Below are 21,647 nucleotides of genomic sequence, written 5' to 3'. Positions count from 1 at the left end.
GCGAACCTCGGGCGGGCCTTCCGGGGCGAACCGCCCGGCCGCTCGCCGGCGTACCCTGACGGACTTATTCGCCCGTGCCGGCCTTCGCGCCGCCGTTGACCGACACCGAGCCGCCGGCCGCGCCGCCGAGCCCGTTCGTCGCGCCGTCGGCAGCACCGCCCGCCTTCGCCTTCGCATGCGACACATGCTTCCTGGCCGAATGCTTGACCGCGTTCGTCGCGTTTTCCGGGGTCGCGGTCGACACATCGCCGCCCGCCTTCAGTTGCGCATCCGCGCCGGCCTGCTGGCCCGACACCGCGGCCGAGCCGCCCGCCGAACCCTGCGCGGAGACGCCAGCCGTCTGCGCGAACGCGGCGGTCGTTGCAAACGCCGCCACCGCGGCACCGACCAGCATCGTACGAATCGTGGACATTGCAATCCTCCTCAAGAAAGTGGCAGACGCGGGCCCGGCCATGCCGGCCCGTCGCCTCCGCCCGCCGCGACATGCAGCGAGTACGACTACAGACCGGCGCGCTTCGGGCCGGGTTCGCCGAACACGCAGACTGTTACCCACCGTTTCATTTGCTGACGACTCGCTCACACTCGCTTACATGGGCGGCCCGCTCTGGCTTATCATGCGAAGCCATCCGCCCGGCGCCGCTCGCGCCCCTCTTTCTGCCCGCCATGCCCAACCTGGATTTCACACTGACCGGCGAATTCGTCGAACTGCACAATTTGCTCAAGATCACCGGGCTCGCCGACAGCGGCGGCTCGGCGAAGATGATCGTCGCGTCGGGAGCGGTGAAGGTGGACGGCGCGGTCGAGCTGCGCAAGACCTGCAAGATCCGCGCGGGCCAGGTCGTCTTGCTCGGCGATACCCGGATCGCCGTGCGCGAAGCGTAGCGTTCCCCTGCCGATCGGAGGGCCTTGGCCGCCCGGATTCGACAGCGCCGCGCGAAACCCTTAAGCTGATCGTCTCTCAAAAATAAACACAGCGTGGGCCGGCACCCGCGCGAGCGCTCATTCCATGTCGCATCCTGGTCTCCGCGCGGCTGCCGCTGCGCCGTCGATTTCTCGTCACGCCTCCGATACCGCGCGCCTCGCCGCGCCGCTCGCGATCGCCCAGTTGTCGCAGATGGCGATGAGCGTCACCGACACCGTGCTGCTCGGCTCGCTGGGCCCCGACTCGCTCGCGGCCGGCGGGCTCGGCGCGAACCTCTTTTTCGTCGTGGTCACGCTGCTGCAGGGCGTGCTGACGTCGGTCAGCGTCAGCGTCGCGCATGCGCGCGGCGCGCAGGCCGATCACGAGGTGCCGCATATCTACTGGACGGGGTTCGCGCTGTCGGTGCTGCTCGCGATCCCCGCGTTCGTGCTGCTGTCGTTCGCGGAGCCGATCCTGCTGATGTTCCACGAACCGCCGATGCTCGCGCACAACGTCGGCGAGTACGCGGGCGTGCTGCGTTTCGCGACGCTCGGCAGCCTGATCGGCGTCGGGCTGATGCGTTCGTTCCTGCCCGCGATCGGCGCCGCGAAGCGCCTGCTGTGGGTGTCGATCGGCTGCGTCGGCGTCAACGGCGTGCTCAACTACGGCCTCATCCACGGCGCGTTCGGGCTGCCCCGCCTCGGCTTCCTCGGCTCGGCGACCGCCACCACGATCACGATCTGGCTGACCGCGATCACGCTCGTGCTGCTGCTGCACGGCCGCCCGGCGTTCCGGCATTTCGTCACCGCGTCGCGGCCGAAGCTGCCGCTGATGGGCGAGCTGGTCGGCATCGGCTGGCCGGTCGCGATCACCTACGGCGTCGAGTCGACGCTCTTCCTCGCCACCGGCCTGACGATCGGCGTGCTCGGCGAATCGTCGCTGGCCGCGCACCAGATCGCGCTCAATGTCGCGTCGGTAGCCTTCATGGTGCCGCTCTCGATCGGCCAGGCGGCCAACGTGCGGGTCGGCTTCTGGGCCGGCGCGGGCTCGCCCGTCGCGGCGCGCCACGCGGGCTTCGTCGCGCTCGGGCTCGGCGTCGCGTTCATGTCGCTGTCGGGTCTGGTGTTGATCGTCGCGCCGCACGCGATCGTCGGCCTGTACCTGAACCTCGACGATCCGGCCAACGCGCATACCGTCGCGCTCGCGATGTCGCTGCTCGGCATCGCGGCGATCTTCCAGATCGTCGACGGCATGCAGACGGTCGGCTCCGGCTGCCTGCGCGGCCTGAAGGACACCCGCATCCCGATGCTCGCCGCGACCCTCGGCTACTGGGGCATCGGCTTCCCGACCGGCTACTGGTTCGCGTTCCATGCCGGTCTCGGCGTGCGCGGGCTGTGGTGGGGGCTCGCCGCCGGGCTGGCGAGCGTCGCCGTGCTGATGACGTGGCGCTTTCACCGCAAGAGCGCATCGCTCGCCGCGCGCGCCTGAGCCGGCGCCGCGACGCGAAATCGCGCGCGGCGCTATGCTTGTCGTTTCAGGACGCCGTCGCCAGAACGGCGCCCATGTCCCTACTTACGCTATTTCGCCGCGCGCCGCGCGGCCTTTCCTCTTATCCGATGGAGTGAATCATGAGCGAAGCAGTACGGATGGAACGCGACACGTTCGGCGAGATCGCCGTGCCCGATGCGCGGCTCTGGGGTGCGCAGACGCAGCGGTCGCTGCAGAACTTCAAGATCTCGACCGAAAAGCAGTCGCCGGAGCTGATCCACGCGCTGGCGGTCATCAAGCGCGCCGCGGCCACGGTCAATCTCGAACTCGGCGTGCTGGCGGACGACAAGGCCCGCGCGATCGTCGCCGCCGCCGACGAGATCATCGCCGGCCGGCATCCGGACGAATTTCCGCTGGCCGTCTGGCAGACGGGCTCCGGCACGCAGACCAACATGAACCTGAACGAAGTGATCGCGAACCGCGCGAGCGAAGTGCTCGGCGGCGTGCGCGGCGAAGCGCGCAAGGTGCATCCGAACGACGACGTGAACCGCGGCCAATCGTCGAACGACGTGTTTCCGACCGCGATGCACGTCGCGGCCGCCTACGCGATCACCCGCCATCTGTTGCCCGCGCTGGAGACGCTGCGCGCGACGCTCGACGCGAAGGCCAAGGCGTTCGCCGGCATCGTGAAGATCGGCCGCACGCACCTGCAGGACGCGACGCCGCTGACGCTCGGCCAGGAGTTTTCCGGATACGTCGCGCAGCTCGAGCAGGGCATCCGGCACGTCGAATCGGCGCTGCCGCATCTCTACCAGCTCGCGCAGGGCGGCACGGCGGTCGGTACCGGCCTCAACGCGCATCCGGCATTCGCCGCCGCGGTCGCCGCCGAGATCGGCAAGCTGACGCAATTGCCGTTCGTGACCGCACCGAACAAGTTCGAGGTGATGGCGGCGGCGGATGCGCTGGTGTTCGCGCACGGCGCGCTGAAGACCGTCGCCGCGAGCCTGATGAAAATCGCCAACGACGTGCGCTGGCTCGCGAGCGGTCCGCGCTGCGGACTCGGCGAACTGTCGATTCCGGAGAACGAACCGGGCAGCTCGATCATGCCGGGCAAGGTCAACCCGACGCAGTCCGAAGCGCTGACGATGCTGTGCTGCCAGGTGTTCGGCAACGACGTCGCGGTGAATTTCGGCGGGGCGAGCGGGAATTTCGAATTGAACGTCTTCCGGCCGATGATTGCGCACAACGTGCTGCAGTCGGTGCGGCTGCTCGCCGACGGCGCGCTCAGCTTCAACGATCACTGCGCGGTCGGCATCGAGCCGAATCGCGCGCGGATCGACACGCTGCTCAACGAGTCGCTGATGCTGGTGACGGCGCTCAATCCGCATATCGGCTACGACAAGGCCGCGCAGATCGCAAAGAAGGCGCACAAGGAAGGATCCACGCTGAAGGCCGCGGCGCTGGCGCTGGGGTATGTCACCGAAGCGCAGTTCGACGAATGGGTGCGCCCGGCGGAGATGGTCGGCGGCCATTGAAACGCCGCTCGACGAGGAAACGGAGCGCGGCGTTCGGCGTCGAACGGGCGATCGCCGCCGCGCTCGCCCTCGGTGCCTCGGCGCGACATCCCGCGTCGACGCCGACACCCTCTCCTCATGGAAAGATCGCGCACGGCATCCGGCCGCCTCGCGCGCCGGATCACCCTGCTCCGGCACATCGTGCGGTTCCGCGCAACGGTCGACGGCCTTCGCGCACGTCATTGCCCGATGACATGACGCACCGACGCACGTCCGTGCGAGACGGACCGCGATGCGTTCCGCCCGTCGTCCAACTTCGCCAATGGGCACGCGCCGGGCAAACCGGCCTCATCCGCACAACCCCTTAGCAGGAATTCATTTTCATTCGAGTTGTTTGACCTATGTTTAGTGGTTAGGAAGACAGCGGAACACGAACCACAGCAACGGGGTCACGCATGAATGCGGCGGCGGGACATCCGCCGAGCGCGTGGCGCGCCCGCGCGCACGCCATCGCGGCTCGATGCTGAGATTCCGTCGCCGCGCTTCCCACATCTCCCCGACGCTGCGCTGTCGAATCCATTTCCGGTGCGGCACGCCAGACAGCGTGCCGCAAGATGTTGATCGAATCGACGCGTCGTCCCGCGACGTCGGGTACATGGAATCTCGCGCGTCACCGATGCGTCCGCGGGCACGGCTCCGCGCGACGGGAACGTCGGATCGCCTTCGCGGCATCCCGCGCCCGGTGTAGCGCCTGAGGGGAGCCCTGTCGCGATACGCCGACTGCGCAACGGCGCGGGACGGCAGCGGCTTCGATCGACGCGCCGACGCCGGATCGTTCGGGAGATGAGCGATGACCAGCGATAACGACGAAGAACTCCGGATCGCCCTCGTGATGAGCGGCGGCGTGAGTCTGGCCGTCTGGATGGGCGGCGTCACCCAGGAAATCTTCCGGCTGGTTCGTCGCCAGCACCCGGTCTATTCCCGGCTGCTCGCGATGACCCGCACGTCGGCGCGCGTCGATGTCATCAGCGGCACCAGCGCGGGCGGGATCAACGGCGCGGCGCTGGCCGTCGCGCTGCTGTACGGCGGGGAGTTCTCGGAGCTGCGCAACGTCTGGATGAGGACCGCGACCTTCGACGATCTGCTGCGGCATCCGATCGGCGAAAACCCCGGCTCGTTGCTGAAGGGCGACGAGTATTTTCTCCCCGGCATCCAGAGCGCGCTCGCCGAGCTTGCCCGCAACCGCAGTACGCCGATCCTGGGTCCGGATGCGATGCCGATCGACTTGCGTCTGACCGCCACGCTGCTGAGCGGCCGTCAGGGTCACCATGTCGACGACCTCGGGACGCCGGTCAACGACGTCGACTACCGCGCGAGCTTCCACTTCGGCCGCAAGGAAAACCACGACGATTTCGCGAATCGCGACGACGTGATCGGCCCGCTGGCCCGCGCGGCACGCTCGAGCGCGTCGTTTCCGTTCGCATTCGAGCCTTCCGTCGTCAAGGGGCGTCCGTGCGACACCCACCTTCAGGACGCATCGGGCAAGCCGCTTCCTGAACGGCGCTATGTCGTCGACGGCGGCATTCTCGACAACAAGCCGTTTCACGGCGCGCTGGAAGCGATGTTCCAGATGCCTCGGCACCACGGCGTGCGCCGGGTACTCGCGTATGTCAATCCCGACCCGGGCGACGGTCCGCCCAAACATCCCGACGGTTCGATGCCGCCGCTCTCCGACGTGCTGACCGCGAGCATCCTGGGCATTCCGCAATCGCAGACCATCGCCGATCAATTGCAGGAGATCGCCTCCCATAACGAGATAGTGCGGCATCGCCGCAACAACGTCTTGACGCTGGCCACGCTCGATCCGGGCAAGCTCGCCGAACTCGCCGGCTCCTTGTTCAAGGTATACCGCACGCGACGGATCACGGATGCCTTCCAGAGCGTCTGCAACGATCTGCAGGAGGCGAAGCGCCGGGTGCCCGATCGGCTGATGAGCAAACGCGGACGCGAGCAGATGCGCTACGTGTTCGAATCGATCGACTGGGACGGCTGGATCCCGAAAACGTGGCCGTCGCACGCCACGCACCAGGACAACAGCAAGACAAGCTGGGAATGGGGTCTCTTCCCGGTCGAATTCGCGATCAAGGTTCTGCTGGATCTGCTTCGCATCGCCCAGAACTTGCAGGACTACGCGGCGCCCGGCGTTCCGCCGGTTCTGCGGCCGGCCGCCTCCGACATCGGCGAAAACGCGGAGACCGGCACCGGCGACTGGTCCGATTCGTATCGACGCGACGAGGGGAAAACGGCGGCGCATACGCGAAGGCCGCGACCCCGGGGATGGCGCCGGGACAAACAAGCGGCGGTCTGGACGTGGAACCCCGATGTGCCCGACAGCGAGCCGGATGCAGTGCCGGCGTCCGCGTCACACCCCGTCCTCCCCGCGCTCTGGCAACGCGCATACGCAATCGTCAAACTGTCGACGAAGCAGCGCGCGGATGAACAGCGCACCTGGGCAGCGAAGGCGAACGCCTTCGCCGATTCGGTCTATCTCGCCAACCCTCACCTGCACGCGGGCCAGGCCGGCGGCATCGAGGTTGTCCAGCAGCAGTTCATCGACATGTTCAGCTTCCTGTCGACGACGGAGCGACGCGAGCAGTGCGCAGTCCTCATGTTCGACATCGCCGGCGTGCTGCTGGATGCCACAGGCGTCGCCATCGGCATCGTGCAGGCCAGCAAGCAACACGGCAGATTGAGAGAAGCCGACCGGTCGCAAGCCGAGGCGCTGAATACGCTTGCCTCCCGCCTGAGCGCCACCGACCCCGGGGAAGCGCCGACGCAAGAGTCGATCCTGTACCGGCTCCTGCAATTCGAGGTCATCGAATACGCGTTCAACGACCACGACTCGCTGGCCGAGGACGCCGTGATCGAACTGATCCAGATCAGCGGCAATGCGAAGAGTCCGATCGGCGGCCCTGACGCCGCGAAACAGAAACTGCTGGGGTTGCAGCTGGGCCATTTCGCCGCCTTCTACAAACAGTCGTGGCGCGCGAACGACTGGACCTACGGACGGCTGGACGGTGCCGAACGGCTGACCCGGATCCTGCTGAATCCGGAGCGCCTGCACCGGTTCTTTTTCAGGCATGCGGACGCCGCCTTCGCGCTGATCAAGGACATCTCGCTCGATTCCGTGCCGTCCAGGCCGCTCAAGAACGAACTGCTCTGTACCTGGGCGAAGCGCTGCTATGCGCGTCTGCTCCGGGCTGAACTCGCCTTCCTGGACGATCTAAGCCAGCCGCTGCCGGATTCGCTGCCGATCTGCGCCGAGATCGTTACGCTGCGCCTGCACTACGGCATCTTGCGCGAGGAACTGCCCGCGCTGTACGACGCGATCGCCTGGGATCAGTCGAAGGGCGCCGACAACGCCAATGCGAGCGGAGCCATGCTGAAAACGCTCGGCGTGGGGGACTCGGCCCACCCGTTCTCCCCCGAGCAAGCCGCGCAGCGTCTCGAAGACGGGCTGGTCTCGAGCGAAACCCTGCTCGGCGAGGCCGGGTCGGATCTGTTCACGCGAACCCTCGCGCACACGCTCGCCACGCTGCAGAACACGCTGGCGAGCAAGGCGGCGCGACTCGGACCGGTCGGCATCCTGTTTGCGTCGCTGAAGCTGCCGATCCTGGGGTTCTACTTCGTCGCCAACGGCCTCACGCATCAGTCGCGCACCAGCGCCGCGCTGAACGGCGCGATCTTCGCGCTGGGCGTGCTGCTGGTCGGTCTGCGGATCGCCCTCGACACCGCGATTCCGGATGCGATCGCGACCGCCGGCTGGGCATTCGCCGCCTATGGTTTGCTGATGGCCGTCGCCCGCATTCCGAGAACGATCGTCATGGCACTCGCCGTCGTCCTCCTGGCGCTTGCGCACCTGCTCCTGCATGTGGACGGCAGGTTGATCGGCGCGAGCCTGGTCGGACTGTTCTTCGCCGTCGCTCTGTGGGATCTGTTCCAGTTCCTGGCCGGTCTGCTCATGCTGGTGACGATCGGCGCCTGGAGCAGCCTCGGTATCAAGGAAAGTCGGGACGTGCCGTTCTGCGCCCAGTTCCATACGTTCGCGTCATGGCACCCGTTCGACGTCCATCCGTGCTCGCCCGTGATGGTGTCCACGGCCGTGATCGTCGGCGCGATCCTGCTGGCGTCCTGGCAAGCGATGCGCATCTCGAGCCGCGTCGAGCAAAGGCTGCGCATGGGAATCGGCAAGACGATCCGATGGGCGAAGGGCAGGATGGGCGGTACGGGAACGCCCGGCACCCGATAGAAAGAGAAAGCCGGGCGATTCGCCACGTGCGGGACAGGTCACGGCAGGTCGTCCGCGCGCAACCCGCTGCGCAACGCTGCATTCAGCCCGCGGCCGGTCGAACCTCCGGCCGGCCCGCCGACGCCGCGCCGGCCGGGCGCATCGCGAAAACGGCAACCCGGCGCGCGCATCCCGCGCGGCGCAGGCCTGCGGATCCGGCAACCCGATGCTCAGACCGCCCCTTTGGCCACCTCTTCCGGCTTCAGTTCGACGATCTTGTCGAGCGCCGCCTTCACGTCCATCGCGTACTGGGCGAGCCGCTGCTGCTCGTCGTTGGCCGGCACGAACGGGGGCACGGGTACCGGATTGCCGTTCTCGTCGACGGCCACGAACACCACCAGGCAATCGGTCGTCTGGCGCAGCACGCCGCCCTTCGGATCGCCCGCATGCACCGACACGTGGATATGCATGCTGGTACGGCCGGTCGCCACCACCCGCGCTTTCAGCTCGACCAGGTTGCCGACCAGGATCGGCCGCTGGAAACGGATATTGCCGACGCTGACCGTCACGCAATAGCGGCTCGACCAGATCGCCGCGCACGCGTAAGCGGTCTCGTCGATCCATTTCATCAGCGCGCCGCCATGCACCTTGCCGCCGAAATTCACGGACGTCGGCTCGGCAAGAAAGCGAAACACGGTTTCGGTCCGATCGACCGGTGCGGTGGGCGAGGTGGGCATCATGGCTCCGTTCTGCTGTATTGCGGGAAGGGCTCGATTATACGGCGGGCTGCGACAAGCCGCCGCGCCCCCTCGCCGGCTCAGAGCGGCGTGGCGAAGCGTTCCCGGTAGTCGAGCGGCAGCACGCCGAAGCGCCGCACGAACGCCCGCCGCAGAGTCTGTTCGCTGCCGAGCCCCGATTCGAGCGCGATCCGTTTCAGCGGCCGGCGCGAGTCCACCAGCGCGCGCGCCGCTGCCTCGACCCGCATCACGAGCACGGCCTTCGCCGGCGTGTGGCCCGTTTCGTCGACATAGCGGCGCGCGAACGTTCGCGGACTCATCCGTACCCGCTCGGCCAGCCGCGCCACCGACAGGTCGCCGCGCAGATGCGCGGCCATCCAGCCGTGCAATGCATCGAACGCGCCCGAGCCCTCGGTGGTCTGCACCGCCAGCGCCGCGCTGAACTGGGACTGCCCGCCCGGGCGCTTCATGTACACCACGAGCCGCCGCGCGACCTGCATCGCCACCGCATGGCCCAGATCCTCGTCGATCAGCGCGAGCGTCAGGTCGATCCCCGCCGTCACGCCCGCCGAGGTCCAGACCGCCCGGCTGCCGCGCGGGTCTCGAATGAAGATCGGCTCGGCGTCCACCTCGACGCGCGGAAAGCGGCTCGCGAGCAACGCCGCGCTGCGCCAATGCGTGGTCGCGCGCCGTCCGTCGAGCAGCCCCGCCGCCGCCAGATAGAAGGCCCCAGTGCAGACCGAACACACGCGCCGCACCGACGGCGCCCGCGCAGCGATCCAGTCGACCAGCGCCGGTTGCAGATACGGCCCGGCATCGCCCGGCATGCCGGGCACGATCAGCGTGTCGATCGGCGCGCCGTCGAGCGTATCGAGGCGCACGGTCGCAATCGGCAGCCCCGGATAGCTGTCCACCAGTCCGCCGTCGATCGATGCGACCGTCAGGCGATAGGCCCGCGCCGCGTCGCGTGAGCCACCCGAGATCAGTTCGGCCCGCCAGAACGCTTCGAGCGGCCCGGCCGCATCGAGCAGCACGAGATCGGGCGGTACCGCGAACACCACATGCCTGACCGGCGGCACGGTCCCCGCGATCTGCTTCGTCATTGCGTCTCCCTGGTTCGATCCGGCGGCCCGGCGCGATCGTCGCGGACCGGTGCCGGCACGGCGCTGCGCTCAGTCGCTCCGCGCGGCGTTTCAACGGCTGTCCGACGATCTGCCGGGCAGCGGACGCCAAGCACCCGAACTGGAGCCTCGCATGAGTGGTATCGTCCCATCCGGACATCTGGCTGAAATGACAATCATGCATCAATTCATGCCAACCCGGCGCCGCCCCGCCCATTGCCTTGTCGCGCGTCGCCGCGACGCGCCACGCGGCGACTCAACCACACCGGCGCGCATAGCAGATAGAGCGACGCGCCGGCCAACCATGTCCAGCCATCCCACGACGCGGCCGTCGCCGTATGCAGCGCACTGAAGACAAGCGGGCCGCCGATCGCGCCGACGCCCGTCACGCGCGCCAGCACGCCCTGCAGCTCGCCCTGCCGGTCCGGCTCGACCTGCCGGCTCAGCAAGCCCTGCATCGCGGGCATGCCGACACCGCCGGCGCCCAGGCACAACATCGCCGGGATCATCTGCCATCCGCTCGCCGCGCACGCGACCAGCACGTAGCCCGTCGCGTCGATACCGATGCCGGCGATCAGCACCCGTCGCTCGCCCCATCGCTCGACCGCCGGCCCGGCAACGCGCGCCTGGACCAGCAGATGCAACACGCCGAAGCCCGCCAGCGATCCGCCGATCATGCCGGCATTCCAGTGAAAACGGTCCGCGCCGAAGATCGTCCACAGCGTCGCCGGCACCTGTCCCACCCACTGCATGACGAAGTACACGCCGATCAGCCGTCGCGCATTCGCATCGAACCGCAGCGAACGGCGCGGCCCGGACGCGGCGGATTCGGGCGCGTGCCCGCCGCGTTGCGTGGCAGGCAACAGCCGCCACGCAACCACGCATGCCGCGCCGTTCAGCAGCGCCGCCATCACGAACGGCGCCTGCAACGAAACGCCGCCCAGCAGCCCCCCCAGCACCGGCCCCGCGATCATGCCGCCGCCGTAGCACGCGCCGATCAGACCGAAGTAGCGCGCCCGCTCGCGCGGCGCCGCCGCATCCGCGATGCACGACGACGCCACCGAGCCGGTCGCGCCGGTGATGCCGGCCACGATGCGCGCCGCATAAACCATCGCCAGCCCCGTCGCCTGCGCCGCCACCAGATAGTCGAGCGTCGCGCCGGCGAGCGACGCCAGCAGAACCGGCCGGCGGCCGTAGCGATCCGACAGCCGGCCCAGCAGCGGCGCGCACGCGACCTGCATCGCGGCGTACAACGCGATCAACACGCCGTAATGCCACGCGACCGACGCGCCCGCCGCCCCCAGCGCACGCAGCAGTCCCGGCAGCACCGGCATCACGCAGCCGGCGCCTAGCGCATCGAGCCCGACCGTCAACGCCGCCACACCCATCGTTCGTTTCATTTCGCTCCCCGGCACCCGTATCCGATAAATTTATCGATGATAAATTTTTGCCGGACTATAATTTATCGACGATAAATTATCAATGACGAGAGGGCCCGACTCGTGGCGAAGCTGCAACGCGAAAGCGTGATCAAGGCTGCACTGGAATTACTGAACGAAGTCGGCATGGACGGCCTGACGACCCGCCTGCTGGCCGACCGGCTGGGCGTGCAGCAGCCGGCGCTCTACTGGCATTTCAACAGCAAGCGCGCGCTGCTCGACGCCCTCGCGGAGACGATCCTGAGCGAGCGCCATCGGCTCGCCTCGCCGCGCGACGGCGACGACTGGCGCACCTTCATGGCCGACAACGCGCGCAGCTTCCGCGCGGCGCTGCTGGCTTATCGCGACGGCGCCAGGATTCACGCGGGCACGCGCCCGGGCGCGCCGCACTACGGCGCCGTGGAAGCGAAGATCCGGCTGCTGTGCGACTCGGGCTTCGAGCCGGTCGCGGCGGCCAACGCGCTGGTGATGGTGAGCCACTACGTGATCGGCGCGGTGCTGGAGCAGCAATCCGACGAAACGAACGATCGCGAGCCGCCTCGGGCCGCGGGTCAGACGACGGCCGCGCCTTCGGCGTTCCTGCGGGCGATCTTCGCGGAGATCGGCCGCGCAGGGCCGGACGCGCTCTTCGAGCAGGGGCTCGCGGTCATTCTCGACGGCCTGGCGGCGCGTATCGACGCCGCTTGATGCGCGGCGTCCGCATTACTTGCGGAACGTCACGCCCTGGTCGATCGTGCCGTACATCTCGACGCTGCCGGTTCCGGGTCCGGACGCGGTTGCCCCGCCATGTGCGCAAGCAGCGCAGATCAATCCGGCAAGTACGGCGGCAAGAAGCGTTTTCATCGGGCGGCGGCGCAGGTTTGAAGGGTGGCAACGGGGAAATCGCATTCTACGCGCCCCGCTCCGCCGTCCGGGCTGCCCGCGCCCAATCGCCGCATCCGACATTTCGCGCGAAGCTGAACCATCGGATGCCGTGCCGCGCATACACTGCGCGGACCAGCACTCACCGGGAGCCCGCCATGTCCTCCGCTACGCAACACCATTTTCCTGGCCTCAGCCGGATCGGCGCGCTGCTGGCCGACCCCGGACGGGCCGCGATGCTGTGGGCGCTGATGGACGGCAGCGCGCGTCCCGCCGGCGAACTGACGATGCTCGCCGGGCTGTCGCCGTCGGCGGGCAGCGCCCATCTCGCCCGCCTCACCGACGGCGGACTGCTCGCGCTGGAAAGCCGCGGCCGGCACCGCTATTACCGGATCGCGTCGCCCGACATCGCCGCCTCCATCGAAGCGCTCGCGAACGTCGCCCAGGCCGCGGCGGCGGAACGCCCGACGCCGCGGCCGGCCCGCACCGTGCCGCTCGACCTGCGTTATGCGCGTACCTGCTACGACCACATGGCGGGCGAGCTCGCCGTCCAGGTGTTCGAGCGGATGGTCGCGCGCGGCTGGCTCACAGCGGGAGACGGCCCGCTCGACGCGACCGACGCCGGCGCCGCGCAGTTCGCCGAATGGGGCATCGATGTGGGCGGCCAGCGCACGCGGCGGCGGCGCTTCGCCTGCACCTGTCTCGACTGGAGCGAGCGCCGCCCCCATCTCGGCGGCGCACTCGGCGCCGCGCTGCTCGACAGCTTTTGCGGCCACGGCTGGGTCGAGCGCGCCGGCCAGCCGCGCGTGCTGCGCATTACCCCGGCGGGACAGCATCAGTTCGGCCGTTTGCTTACTGCGGCATGACAGGTGTTTTGCGGTCGGTTGACGGATTCGGGTCGCAGACAAGATTTGTTACAGGCACGTCCAATCGCATTACAAAACACGCCCCACTGAAATATCGCGCGCGGATAGAGTTGACTCGTACGGCGCAACGCAGCGCCGGATAAAACAAGAGACAACGATGAAAACGCCCGCTACCCAACCGCTCAGACTCAACCGCCTCGCCCGCTACATGCTCCTCGCCCTCGCCGCGCTCGTCGCGCTGCCGCCGGCCTTCGCGCAAATGCCCGACGATCCGTCCTACCAGAGCGCCGCCCAGCAGCCGGGCGGCGATCCGCCGAGCCGCGTCGCGCGGCTCAACTATCTGTCGGGTGCCGTCACGACCGAGCCCGCGGGCGCAAGCGACTGGGCCTATGCGGCCGTCAACCGGCCGCTCACGACGGGCGACCAGCTCTGGAACGACGCGGGGGCGCGCTCGGAACTGCACATCGGCTCGACCGCCGTGCGGCTCGGCGATTCGACGAACCTGGCCATCCTCAATCTCGACGACACCGCCACGCAATTGAAAGTGGCGCTCGGCACGCTGTCGACGCACGTGCGCGAACTGCCGTCCGGCACATCGTACGAGATCGATACGCCGAATCTCGCGCTGGCCGTCGGCGGCCCGGGCGACTATCGCGTCGACGTCGCGCCGAACGGCTCGAGCACCACCGTGACCGTGCGGCGCGGCAGCGCGACCGTCTACGGGGACGGCGGCCAGATGCCGATCTCGGCCGGCCAGCAGATCGTCTTCAGCGGCACCAACCTGCAGGTGGCCGGCGAATACGCGGTGCCCGCGCCCGATGCGCTCGACCAGTGGGCCGCCAGCCGCGACGCGGCCGAGGATCGCTCGGTATCCGCGCGCTACGTGTCGCGCGATATTCCCGGCTACCAGGATCTCGACGCCAACGGTTCATGGCGCGACGACTCGCAGTACGGCGCCGTGTGGATCCCGAACGCGGTGCCGGCGGGCTGGGCGCCGTATCACACCGGCCACTGGATCTGGCAGGCGCCGTGGGGTTGGACCTGGATCGACGATGCGCCGTGGGGCTTCGCGCCGTATCACTACGGGCGCTGGGCCTATGTCGACGACTCGTGGGCATGGGTGCCGGGGCCGATCGTCGAAACCGCCCGGCCGTGCTATGCGCCCGCGCTCGTCGCTTTCGTCGGCGGGGGCGGCGGCGGGTTCGACTGGAGCATCGGACTCGCGGTCGGCGGCGCCGTCGCCGCCGGAGTCGCGTGGTTCCCGCTCGGGCCGCACGAAGCCTGGCATCCGGGCTGGGGCGGCTGGAGTCCGCACTACTACCAGCGCGTGAACCAGACGGTCGTCAACAACATGACGGTGAACAAGACGGTCAACATCACCAACGTGACGAACATCACCAACATCAACAAGACCTATATCAACTACCGCGCGCCGAACGCGGTGACGGCCGTGCCCGCCACCGCGTTCGTGCAAGGGCAATCGGCTTCGCGCTTCGCGCAGAAGGTCGACCCCCAGCAATGGCGCAACGCGCATGCGGGCGCGGGCGGGCCCGCCATCGCACCGGTGCGCCAGAGCTTCGCCGGCGGCCTGCGCAACGCGATCTACCAGCCGCCCACCGCCGCGCTGCAGCGCTCGATCGTCGCGACCCGCAATCCGGTCGTGCCGGCGGCCTATAACGACCAGCTCGCGCAGCACTTCGCGCAAAGCGGCGGACGGGTGCCGGGCGCCGGCGCGCCGGTCGTCAAGAGCAGCCCGCCGCCCAACTACGCGCAGCGGCCGGTCAGCCCGGCCGGCGCTGCCGGACAGGCCGGCCAGCCCCGGTTCGAGATGCGCAACGTGCAGCTCGTCAACACCCGCACGCCCGTGATGCAGCCCGGTCGCGCCGCGCAACCCGGTCCGGCCAACGCCGCCGCGCGGAGCGAGCCCGAACGCGCGCCGCAAAACGCGCCGCGCGCCCAGGAACCGGAGCCGAGCGCGATGATCCGGCCGAACGCCAACCCGACCGCACCCGCCAACGGTGTCCCGCATCCCCCGTCCGCCGGCTTCGCCAACGAGGCGCGCGGCAGCGAGCACGCCCCGGCCGAACGCCCGCAGAACACGGCGCCCACCTGGACCCAGCCGCATCCGCCGATCGACCAGCAGCGGGCGAACACGCAGTTGCCTGCCCGCTCGCCCGCGCAGAATGCGCTGCCGCCGATCCGCGCGCCGCGCGCCGCGCCCGAGCCGGCCGAACGGCCGCAGCCGGTCGAGCCGTGGCGCGACGCCCGGCCGCAAGAAGCGCGGCCGAGCTTCCCAACGCCGCCACGCAACGACTACCGGCCACCCGCCAACGAGCCGCGTCCGCAGCCCGCGCCGCGGATGGAGCCGCGTCCGTCGCTGCCGCCCGCGCAAGCGCCGCACAACCCGCCGCCGCACGAGGAAGCCCCGCGCCCGGCACACCAGGAGCATCCGGAGCAGCACAGCAGCGCCCATCGGGACGAGCCGCATCGCGGCTGACCGTCTGTCAAGTCCTGGAATAGGTTGACAGTATCCAGACGCTAGAACGCCCGATGCATCGCATCGGGCGTTTTGTATTTCAGGGCAGCATGTGGCCGCTCATGGTTGTAGATGCGCACCGACTGGTCGACCATCTTGGCAGCCTGTTCAAGGTCAGCAGGACGTTGCAGCAGGAACTCGCCCTTGAGGATGCCATTGACCCGCTCGGCCAGGGCATTCTGATAGCAGTCGTAGCCGTCCGTCATCGAACAGCGCAAACCGTGACGCCGATGGATATCCTGATAGTAGGTCGAGCAGTACTGGACCCCGCGATCGGAGTGATGGATCAATGGCTGGCGGGTCTGGCGCCTGCGCAACGCCTTCTTCAGCGCCTGGCTGACCTGCTCGGTTTGCAGGCTGTCGTGAACGTGATAACCGACGATCTTGCGCGAGAACGCATCGGTGACGAGGCTCAAATACACAAACGGGCCAGCCGTCGGCAGGTACGTGATGTCGGCCACCCACACCTGTTCAGGTCCAGTCGGTACGATCTGATCCGGCCCGGGTTTCAGCAGATTCGGATGACGTCGGAAGCGATGATGGCTTTGTGTCGTCTTGTGGTACGCCCGGTGCGGTACGACCAGCAGACGTGCGGCGCGCAGCACATCGAACAGCCGATCTCGACCCAGCTTGATGCCGCGCTCGACCAATGCCGGCCCGAGCAGATGGTGCAGTTTTCGTGTCCCGAGTCTCGGCTGGCGCAGCCGTACATCCCGCACTAGCGTTGTCACGGTTTCGGCTTGCGAGCAGCGCCGCTCCTCGCTGCGACATCGCTTGTAATACGCTTGGCGGCTGATGCCCATGTAGCGGCAGGCTCGCTCAACGCTCAGCTTTTCGATCCGCTTTTGCGCGACGACCTGCCCGAAGGCTTTTTTACGGTGATCCCGTAATCCTTGCGCATCACGTCGAGCACCGCCTCGAACAGCGCGGCTTTGTCCTGCGCCTCTCGCAACTGCGTCTCCAACTCCTTGATGCGCTGCTCCGGCGTGAGCGGCTTCGAGTCTTGCTTTGGCATGGTGGAACCCGATCGTGCACGGCCGGATGGATCGGCCCCATCCTGCAAGCCGTGCTTGCGTAACCATACCAGCACCGTCGAGCGACCCTGGATGCCGTAACGCTGCTGCGCCTCTTTGTAGCCCAGTTCGCCTTTCTCGACCTGCGCCACCACCGACAGCTTAAAAGCCAGGCTGTAGTCTCGCTGTGTCCGCTTGATCCCTTGCTCCACTTGGCACCTCTTCGTTTCGGCGAAAAAGTGTCAACCTATTTCAGGACGGGTCAGTCTCGGCAAAAAAAGCCCGCGAGGTACCTCGCGGGCTTTTTGTCGAACCCGAGCGATCGCTCAGACCGCCATCGGCGCGGTCAGCGGCTCGTGGTGCCGGTAGTCGACGAGCGAGAAATCGGACGGTTCGATCTTCTCGAGCCATTCGGGCGCATAGACTCCGGTCTCCGCGTACGCCGGCACGCGGGCGTCGATCGCGAGGCGCGGGCTGTCGAACGGCTCGCGCTGCAACTGCTGCTGCAGCATGTCGAGCTGATTCTCGTAGATATGCGCATCGCCGATGAAATACGTGAACCAGCGCGGCGTGTAGCCCGTCAGCCGACCGACCAGCGTCAGGAGCGCGGCGCCCTCCGTCAGATTGAACGGCGTACCCAAGCCGACGTCGTTGCTGCGGATGTACAGGCACAGCGAGATCTCGCGCTTCGCGACGTTCGGCAGGAACTGATACAGCAGATGGCAGGCCGGCAGCGCGATCTCGTCGAGCGCGGCGGGATTCCAGCCGTGAAACAGGATGCGGCGGCTCGACGGCTCGCGCATGATCGTGTCGAGGCATTCGCGCAGCTGATCGATCGCCTTGTACAGCAGCACCTTCCGCGCGCCGTCCTCGTCGAACGCCGTGATGCGCCGGTAGCCGCGCGACACCGCATCGTCGATCTGCGCGGCGGCATCGGCGTCCAGCACCTTGTAGCCGGGCCAGCGGCGCCATTGCACGCCATAGACGTCGCCGAGATCGTCCACGCCGGTTCGATACGGATTGGCGAGCCACTGCGCGTTGTCGTTCGCGTTCGCATCCCAGACCTTGCAGCCGAGCGCGCGGAACTCGGCGGCGCTGCGTGTCGCGCGCAGGAATCCGACCAGTTCGCCGATCGCCGACTTGAATGCGAGCTTCTTCGTGGTCACGGCGGGAAAGCCCTGCTGCAGATCGAAACGCAATGTCGCGCCGGGCATGCTGATCGTGCGAATGCCGGTGCGATTGTCCTGCCAGGTGCCGGTATCGAGGATGGTGCGGACGAGATCGAGATACTGTTTCATGCGGGTTCCTTCAGCCGGGAAAACGGCCGTACCCGCCGATTTTACCAAGCCCCGCGTCAGTCAGCCCGGCACCGCCGCCGGCACCCCGTCCGGCGCGGCGTCGCGATCGCGCATCCCGTGCGCGCACAGCAGCCGGTACAGCGTCACGCGCGACACGCCCAGCTCGCGCGCGGCATCGGCGAAACGCCCGCCGTGGCGCAGCAGCGCGATCTCGATCGCGCGGCGTTCCGCGGCCTCGCGCGCCTCGACGAGCGACACGGGCGCGAGGTCGGCATAGTCCGCCAGTTCGAGATCCGCCGCGGCGATCGTGCGCCCCTCGGACATCACGATCGCGCGCCGCACCCGATTGATGAGTTCGCGCACGTTGCCCGGCCACGCGTAGTTATGCAGCGCGGCGATCGCATCCGGCGAGAAGCCGCGCAGCCGCCGGTGCGCATCGCCCTTGAAACGTTCGAGCATGTGCCGCGCCAGCACCTCGATATCCTTGCCGCGCTCGCGCAGCGGCGGCTCGTCGACCTTCAGCACGCACAGACGATGGAACAGATCCTCGCGAAAGCGTCCGGCGCGCAGCGCGGCCTGCATATCGACGTGCGTCGCGCAGATGATCCGTACATCCACCGGAATCGACTGATGTCCGCCCAGCCGCTCGATCTTGCTCTCCTGCAGGAACCGCAGCAGGCTCGCCTGGCTTTCGAGCGGCAGATCGCCGATCTCGTCGAGAAAAAGCGTGCCGCCGTGCGCGGACTCGACGCGGCCGATCTTGCGCTGATTCGCGCCGGTGAACGCGCCGCGCTCGTAGCCGAACAGTTCGGCCTGCAGCAGGGCCGGCGGAATCGCGCCGCAATTGATCGCGACGAACGGCGCCGCATTGCGTGACGAACGTTCGTGAATCGCCACCGCAGTGAGCTCCTTGCCCGTGCCCGATTCGCCCGAGATGAACACCGGCGCGTCGGTTGCCGCGATCTTGCGAATCATCTTGAAGAGTCCGAGCATCGCGTCGCACGTGCCGACCATCTCGCCTTCGCCCCGACCGCCGAGCGGCACGAGGCGTTCCGTCAGCGTAATCATTCCGTAGGCGTGGCCGATCGATTCGACGATGCGCTCGCCTTCGTACGGCACCGTCACGTAATCGAAACAGTAGTCGCGCACCAGCCTGCGCAACGAGGCGTCCTGCAGCTGGCCGCGTTGCGTCGCCGCGATCCAGCCGACGTTCGGGACGGTCAGGCAGGTTTCGAGATCCTGGAGTTCGGTCGCCTTGAAGCCGCACGACAGGTCGAGCAGCCCGCCCGCCGCGCTGGTATGGGCCGCCGCCCGGCGCATGTCGCGCGTCGAATCGACGACGTCCACGCGCCATCCCCGCTGATCGAAGGAGCGCCGCAAGTCGGCACTCGGATCGCGGGAGAAATAGATCAGATGTCTTTCCGCCACGCCCATACCCCACCCGGTTCGTGTAGTCGCGACGCGGCCTCTCACCGGCACGCGTCTGGATCGAATCGGAGCCAAGGAACGGACTCGATTCGCCATTTCACTTCGCAGGAACTGCGTTCCCCCGTAAAACGGCGCTTTTTAATTCAAAGGGCCCTGGACATTGCGGCCTCTTTCTCGACGGTCTTTATTTAGTCAGTGCAGCTTACTTATAAGCGATGTTCGTGGCAAATAAATTAAAGCGGCCACATCCCACGCATCTACTTCATTCAAGGCTCCCGGCGGATTCAACATTCATCTGTTGATATTTCGAAAGACTGTTATTTCTGATTCGATTTTTTATTTTTCTGGATTCAGTGTCGTCTTTGATCGGCTTTTTGTGAATCAGCAGTAGTCCCGAGTCCCCCCGTTTCAGCGCTGAAACATTTTCGGCCGTTTTCGCCCTGGCCATTCCGCACGTGCATTCCCGAACCCCGGTGCGACAACGGCTTGCGCCCGATGGCACGCATTTCGCTCATTACCCGGCACACCGGAGAGACGCCATGCGAAATGCATTCCGCACTTATCGACTGACCCTCGCCGCCGTGCTCGTCACCGCGCTGCTGCCGCTTACCGCCGCAGCCCAGGACGCCGATACGGCCGACGTGCCCGACGCTTCGTTCACGACCTTCGTCGCCGATGCTGCATGGATGAACCATTCCGCGCTGCTCGACGAGGACACGCTCGAACAGCAGCGCGGCCGCGCGGCCGGCATGGTGATGGTGGCCGCGACGCCGCAGATGCTCGGCACCAACGGCAACAGCGGCGGCACGGTGACGCTGTGGGACGAGATCGCGCCGCCGACGCCGCAGCCGATCCCGGTCGACGCGCAGCGCGCGATGCAGGGCAACAACGCCAGCTTCACACGGCGATAGACAACCGAATCTGATCTGGATCAAGGCCGGCCGCGCACAGCGGCGACTCTTCGCCACGGGCCGGCCCCAGGCAACGAACTGCAAAGGAATCGACATGATCGCCCCGCTCCACCCCATGCTCGCGCCGCCTCGCCTGCTCTGCCTGCTGTTGCTCGGCATCGCGGCCACGGGAGCCTTCGCCCAGCAAGTCGAGAATCCCGGCGACATCATCGTCGAGCGCGACGTCACGCCGCGCATCGCCTACCGGCCGGTGCCGGTCGATCAGGACCCGGTGCTGGTGCGCGCCACGACGTTTCCCGCCAACACCTTCGATCCGATGATGGCGACCCTCGTATCCGATGTCGACCTGACGAACGCGCACGGCTCGAGCGGCCTCGCGCCGAACGGTCTGGCCGGCGGCGGCGCGGGCGTGGCGGCCGTCACGCAGATCCTCACGGGCGATCTCGCCGGCAGCAGCATCACCCGCAACCCGAACGGCATGACCGTTCCGACGGGCGGCATCGGCGGAATGATCTCGAACTCGGTGACGAGCGCGGTCGCGCCCATCACGAGCGCGCTGGGAGGCATCCGATGAAATCCGTCGGCTCCCCCGGCCGCGCGCAAGCGCGCGACGCACGCCTGCCTGCCGCCCCGTGGCTGTTCCTGAGCGGCGCCGCGCTGATCGTCGCGCTGACGGCCTACGCCCATGCGGTACGCGCGCAGAACGTGCCCGACGTGAGCGGTGCCGCGGCGATCGCGACCGGTGTCGCGAACGGCGTGACCGGCGTGCTGGCCGTCAACGTCACCGCGGGACTCGACAACGCGCAGGCCAATCAACTGGTGATTGGCGTGGGATCGCAAGGCGCGGGCGTGGCGAGTTCGGAGCAGATTGCGATCGCGGCCGCGCATACGGGCAGGACGACGGCAAGCATAGAGGGAAATGCATTCTCGAACGTGTCGGGCGCACTGATGGTGAATCAGAGCGCCGGGACAGCGAACCTTCAGCGCAACAGCACCGTGCTCGGCACGCTGGGCGCGGAAGTGGAGACCGTGTCGGATATCGAACTATCCGAGGCGGCCCCCAAACACGGAAGCCTGGGACTACCGGCGGGGGGCCAAGACATGCAGGGAGTGTCGATTAGCGGCGACGCTTTCAAGCATATCAGTGGCATCGTACAAGTCAACCAGACAGCCGGAGCCGGTAATGCCACGGCCAACAGTTTTGTGCTCCGTCCCCCGGCGGGCACTTTTTTTAACTAAGCCACAT

General features: G+C 67.7%; 17 protein-coding genes. 10 read left to right on the top strand and 7 right to left on the bottom strand.

The features are described 5' to 3' along the window. Window positions 1–64: 64 nt before the first annotated feature. Window positions 65–412, bottom strand: coding sequence for a hypothetical protein (locus RZR99_RS04700; protein ID WP_323118569.1), 348 nt, complete (start codon window positions 410–412; stop codon window positions 65–67). Between the two features lie 251 nt (window positions 413–663). On the opposite strand from RZR99_RS04700, the gene RZR99_RS04695 reads away from it, so the two are divergent. The 4 genes from RZR99_RS04695 (at window position 664) to RZR99_RS04680 (ending at window position 8,212) form a co-directional block, all read left to right on the top strand. Beyond that, complete coding sequence (locus tag RZR99_RS04695) at window positions 664–882, top strand: RNA-binding S4 domain-containing protein (RefSeq protein ID WP_323118568.1); 219 nt, start codon at window positions 664–666, stop codon at window positions 880–882. A gap of 124 nt (window positions 883–1,006) precedes the next feature. Then, entirely contained in the window at window positions 1,007–2,389 is a 1,383-nt protein-coding gene (locus RZR99_RS04690) for an MATE family efflux transporter (protein ID WP_323118567.1), read from the top strand. 140 nt (window positions 2,390–2,529) lie between these two features. Beyond that, on the top strand, window positions 2,530–3,924 hold the full coding sequence (gene fumC / locus RZR99_RS04685) for a class II fumarate hydratase (RefSeq protein WP_323118566.1): 1,395 nt from the start codon (window positions 2,530–2,532) through the stop codon (window positions 3,922–3,924). A gap of 829 nt (window positions 3,925–4,753) precedes the next feature. Further along, window positions 4,754–8,212, top strand: a complete 3,459-nt coding sequence (locus RZR99_RS04680) for a patatin-like protein (RefSeq protein ID WP_323118565.1) — start codon at window positions 4,754–4,756, stop codon at window positions 8,210–8,212. 209 nt (window positions 8,213–8,421) lie between these two features. Here RZR99_RS04680 and RZR99_RS04675 read toward each other — a convergent pair whose 3' ends face one another. The 3 genes from RZR99_RS04675 to RZR99_RS04665 all read right to left on the bottom strand — a co-directional run bounded on the left by RZR99_RS04675 (window position 8,422) and on the right by RZR99_RS04665 (window position 11,449). Continuing rightward, window positions 8,422–8,928, bottom strand: coding sequence for an acyl-CoA thioesterase (locus tag RZR99_RS04675; RefSeq protein ID WP_323118638.1), 507 nt, complete (start codon window positions 8,926–8,928; stop codon window positions 8,422–8,424). Window positions 8,929–9,008: 80 nt separating this feature from the next. After that, window positions 9,009–10,031, bottom strand: coding sequence for a GlxA family transcriptional regulator (locus RZR99_RS04670; RefSeq protein ID WP_323118564.1), 1,023 nt, complete (start codon window positions 10,029–10,031; stop codon window positions 9,009–9,011). A gap of 206 nt (window positions 10,032–10,237) precedes the next feature. Then, window positions 10,238–11,449, bottom strand: a complete 1,212-nt coding sequence (locus RZR99_RS04665) for a TCR/Tet family MFS transporter (RefSeq protein WP_323118563.1) — start codon at window positions 11,447–11,449, stop codon at window positions 10,238–10,240. A gap of 102 nt (window positions 11,450–11,551) precedes the next feature. On the opposite strand from RZR99_RS04665, the gene tetR reads away from it, so the two are divergent. The 3 genes from tetR (at window position 11,552) to RZR99_RS04650 (ending at window position 15,712) form a co-directional block, all read left to right on the top strand. Then, window positions 11,552–12,175, top strand: a complete 624-nt coding sequence (tetR, locus tag RZR99_RS04660) for a tetracycline resistance transcriptional repressor TetR (protein ID WP_323118562.1) — start codon at window positions 11,552–11,554, stop codon at window positions 12,173–12,175. 332 nt (window positions 12,176–12,507) lie between these two features. Beyond that, a complete protein-coding gene (locus RZR99_RS04655) occupies window positions 12,508–13,215 on the top strand; it encodes an ArsR/SmtB family transcription factor (protein ID WP_323118561.1) in 708 nt (235 codons plus the stop codon). A 157-nt stretch (window positions 13,216–13,372) separates the two neighbouring features. Then, window positions 13,373–15,712 (top strand): DUF6600 domain-containing protein, encoded by a 2,340-nt coding sequence (locus RZR99_RS04650; RefSeq protein ID WP_323118560.1) that lies wholly within the window; start codon window positions 13,373–13,375, stop codon window positions 15,710–15,712. Between the two features lie 41 nt (window positions 15,713–15,753). On the opposite strand, the gene RZR99_RS04645 is transcribed toward RZR99_RS04650, so the two are convergent. The 3 genes from RZR99_RS04645 to RZR99_RS04635 all read right to left on the bottom strand — a co-directional run bounded on the left by RZR99_RS04645 (window position 15,754) and on the right by RZR99_RS04635 (window position 19,496). Then, window positions 15,754–16,976, bottom strand: a protein-coding gene (locus RZR99_RS04645; protein WP_323118559.1) for an IS3 family transposase whose coding sequence is annotated in 2 segments (ribosomal slippage) — window positions 15,754–16,608 and window positions 16,611–16,976 — 1,221 coding nt in all. Because the reading frame shifts where the segments join, the coding sequence is not laid out codon by codon here. Window positions 16,977–17,090: 114 nt separating this feature from the next. Beyond that, window positions 17,091–18,062: a thymidylate synthase gene (locus RZR99_RS04640; RefSeq protein WP_323118558.1), complete on the bottom strand. Its 972-nt coding sequence runs from the start codon at window positions 18,060–18,062 to the stop codon at window positions 17,091–17,093. A 60-nt stretch (window positions 18,063–18,122) separates the two neighbouring features. Next, complete coding sequence (locus RZR99_RS04635) at window positions 18,123–19,496, bottom strand: sigma-54 dependent transcriptional regulator (RefSeq protein WP_323118557.1); 1,374 nt, start codon at window positions 19,494–19,496, stop codon at window positions 18,123–18,125. Window positions 19,497–20,029: 533 nt separating this feature from the next. Here RZR99_RS04635 and RZR99_RS04630 point away from each other — a divergent pair. The 3 genes from RZR99_RS04630 to RZR99_RS04620 all read left to right on the top strand — a co-directional run bounded on the left by RZR99_RS04630 (window position 20,030) and on the right by RZR99_RS04620 (window position 21,640). Further along, window positions 20,030–20,401 (top strand): hypothetical protein, encoded by a 372-nt coding sequence (locus RZR99_RS04630; protein WP_323118556.1) that lies wholly within the window; start codon window positions 20,030–20,032, stop codon window positions 20,399–20,401. A 94-nt stretch (window positions 20,402–20,495) separates the two neighbouring features. Further along, window positions 20,496–20,975, top strand: a complete 480-nt coding sequence (locus RZR99_RS04625; RefSeq protein WP_407655400.1) for a hypothetical protein — start codon at window positions 20,496–20,498, stop codon at window positions 20,973–20,975. Continuing rightward, a complete protein-coding gene (locus RZR99_RS04620) occupies window positions 20,972–21,640 on the top strand; it encodes a hypothetical protein (RefSeq protein ID WP_323118555.1) in 669 nt (222 codons plus the stop codon). The genes RZR99_RS04625 and RZR99_RS04620 overlap by 4 nt, the downstream gene beginning before the upstream one ends. The last annotated feature ends 7 nt before the right edge of the window (window positions 21,641–21,647 follow it).

The sequence above is a fragment of the Burkholderia alba genome, assembly GCF_034721475.1.
GTDB lineage: Bacteria > Pseudomonadota > Gammaproteobacteria > Burkholderiales > Burkholderiaceae > Burkholderia > Burkholderia alba.
Note: the sequence above shows the minus strand (reverse complement) of the source record. Positions and strands in the feature narration are given on the sequence as shown.

Excerpts from the sequence above, each read along its gene's own strand:
- RZR99_RS04700 (WP_323118569.1), bottom strand. The coding sequence starts at position 412 with ATGTCCACGATTCGTACGATGCTGGTCGGTGCCGCGGTGGCGGCGTTT.
- RZR99_RS04695 (WP_323118568.1), top strand. The coding sequence starts at position 664 with ATGCCCAACCTGGATTTCACACTGACCGGCGAATTCGTCGAACTGCAC.
- RZR99_RS04690 (WP_323118567.1), top strand. The coding sequence starts at position 1,007 with ATGTCGCATCCTGGTCTCCGCGCGGCTGCCGCTGCGCCGTCGATTTCT.
- fumC (WP_323118566.1), top strand. The coding sequence starts at position 2,530 with ATGAGCGAAGCAGTACGGATGGAACGCGACACGTTCGGCGAGATCGCC.
- RZR99_RS04680 (WP_323118565.1), top strand. The coding sequence starts at position 4,754 with ATGACCAGCGATAACGACGAAGAACTCCGGATCGCCCTCGTGATGAGC.
- RZR99_RS04675 (WP_323118638.1), bottom strand. The coding sequence starts at position 8,928 with ATGCCCACCTCGCCCACCGCACCGGTCGATCGGACCGAAACCGTGTTT.
- RZR99_RS04670 (WP_323118564.1), bottom strand. The coding sequence starts at position 10,031 with ATGACGAAGCAGATCGCGGGGACCGTGCCGCCGGTCAGGCATGTGGTG.
- RZR99_RS04665 (WP_323118563.1), bottom strand. The coding sequence starts at position 11,449 with ATGAAACGAACGATGGGTGTGGCGGCGTTGACGGTCGGGCTCGATGCG.
- RZR99_RS04655 (WP_323118561.1), top strand. The coding sequence starts at position 12,508 with ATGTCCTCCGCTACGCAACACCATTTTCCTGGCCTCAGCCGGATCGGC.
- RZR99_RS04650 (WP_323118560.1), top strand. The coding sequence starts at position 13,373 with ATGAAAACGCCCGCTACCCAACCGCTCAGACTCAACCGCCTCGCCCGC.
- RZR99_RS04640 (WP_323118558.1), bottom strand. The coding sequence starts at position 18,062 with ATGAAACAGTATCTCGATCTCGTCCGCACCATCCTCGATACCGGCACC.
- RZR99_RS04635 (WP_323118557.1), bottom strand. The coding sequence starts at position 19,496 with ATGGGCGTGGCGGAAAGACATCTGATCTATTTCTCCCGCGATCCGAGT.
- RZR99_RS04630 (WP_323118556.1), top strand. The coding sequence starts at position 20,030 with ATGCGAAATGCATTCCGCACTTATCGACTGACCCTCGCCGCCGTGCTC.
- RZR99_RS04625 (WP_407655400.1), top strand. The coding sequence starts at position 20,496 with ATGATCGCCCCGCTCCACCCCATGCTCGCGCCGCCTCGCCTGCTCTGC.
- RZR99_RS04620 (WP_323118555.1), top strand. The coding sequence starts at position 20,972 with ATGAAATCCGTCGGCTCCCCCGGCCGCGCGCAAGCGCGCGACGCACGC.